Raw genomic sequence first — 2,098 nt, 5'->3', positions numbered from 1 at the left:
CTGATTTAGCTTCATACATTCTCTTATCTGCAACAGCCCCAAGTTCTCTTACAGACAGCCTTGGTTCTTCTTCCTTACTTATATAGCCATATGAAATGGATAAACTGTCACACATCTTTCCTTTCCAATTAGCCATTGTATCTTCAAAATCAGCTAATACTTCCTTTAATTTCTCGTCGTCACAGAAAAGGACAACTGTGAACTCATCACCGCCTGTTCTATATATTTTTCCATAGGATCCAAAGCATTTCTTCATGCACCATCCTGCACCAATGATAAGTTCATCTCCTGCAGCATGGCCTAAAGTATCATTAATAGTCTTAAGTCCATTAACATCAAGAGACATCAGTACAAAATGATCCTTGTCAGGTATACTATCATGTTCATAGACATCCTCTTCATAAGCACGTCTGTTCAAAAGACCTGTAAGTTCATCTGTATGTGACTTACGAATAAGCTGTTCTTCCTGCTTCTTGGTCTCATCAATGCTCTGGGTGGTGAAGATAACCTTGGTAGGTTTTCCATCATCATCTGTATCCATAGTTATAAAGTTTGCAAGAAACCATCCGATATTCCTGCCTTTAAGCTGTATCGATACAAACTTTTTGTTCTGCATTCTATCTGCGATTGTTGTAAGATCTGTATACTCAAGTGCTCTGTCTACATATTCATCAGTAACAAGCCTTGACATAACATCCGCCATAGTCTTGACTGCATTATTGTTACTATCAGCAATCTCCTTAATCTGATTACTAGCACTAAATTCTATAAAAGAATCCTGTGTAAGATCAATAACGTGAAGGCTATTATAGATACCGGCAAGCTTGCCTAGTGTATTAAAGAAATCGTTCTTTTCATTAAGAGCATCCTGAAGCATAACCATTTTAGCCTGGTCTTCACGTACAACATCATCAACATCATAATGATATCCGCTAAGGAGATACCCACCGTATATTTTCTGAGCCGTACCGCCACATCTTACATACCTCTCGCCCTTGGTGGGATGCTTCCACAGATATGTATTTTCATCAAAAGATCCCTCCTCCATCCTCTTGACGCTTTCAAGTACTGAGGGAACAGCTTCTGGGACAATATTATCAAACCATTCTTTGTATGTTTCCTGAGGAGTCTTTCCTTTATCAGTTACACCAAGGAGTTCTCTCATAGTAAGATCTACGTACATACATGGTTCCTTGCCATCTACAAGTTCAATTCTCCATGTACCCATATTTGCAGATGCAATGATATCTCTGATCGCTGAAATTTCTTTAAAAGCACGTTTATTCTCTTTATTAAAAGCTCTGTTTTCTTCTTCAAGCTTCTCATTTTCTATAGCAATTTCCTTACGTCTTTTCATATTTTTGAAAAGAACAAAAGCCGCATAAGATATAAGAATTAAACTAATGCTTAAAATAGTTATTATAGAATCTTTTGTATTCTTATTGATGATTGCATGAAAAGACTTTTCAGGAACTAAAATAACAACTTTCCAATCGGTACCCGGAATTGTAGCAACGCTAACCCTTCCATCTCCGCCCGGATCTTTATATGCCGCCGCGATCAAAGATGCATTATCTATCGCATTATAGATACCCATCTTCTGATCACTGGTTACGCCAAAGTGTTCCATAAAATCTTCAAGCGTAAGATCTTGTATATACTCGGATTCGATCGTAGAACATATGACCATCTCATTTTCATCAACAAGAAGGCCATAGACATCCTGTCCATAAAGCTGCGACTCAAATAAGGGAGTAAGCTGCGAAGTTGCAGCAATATATCCTGTTAAAACACCAGTTATTTTTTCATGATAAAAAATAGGGGTATAGAAATTCATAAGTGTTTCTTTGGCTGTCTTTGGATGATAATTATTCCATACACCGGTATTACCTTTAATACCTTCTATATAATAAATCCTGTCGCTTGCATCAAAGGGTTCTCCTATAGTCATGACATTCATACCATCAGCTCTTATATACTCAATTCCTCCAAATGGTGTATTAGCTATCATAGGTATGATTATAGCTGCAGGGTCTTCAAGCTCTTCAGATGTCATAGACTCAGTAATAGTAAGTGAAGCAAGCTTGATACTACTCTT

General features: G+C 37.4%; 1 protein-coding gene. It reads right to left on the bottom strand.

What is annotated here, in order from left to right; all coding sequences use genetic code 11:
- On the bottom strand, positions 1 to 2,098 hold a 2,098-nt coding region (locus K6G87_RS05990; protein ID WP_296834947.1), incomplete at both ends, for a sensor domain-containing diguanylate cyclase.

It is taken from the genome of Butyrivibrio sp. (genome assembly GCF_024699075.1).
The sequence above is the reverse complement of the archived record's forward strand: the minus strand, read 5'-3'. Positions and strand labels throughout refer to the sequence as shown.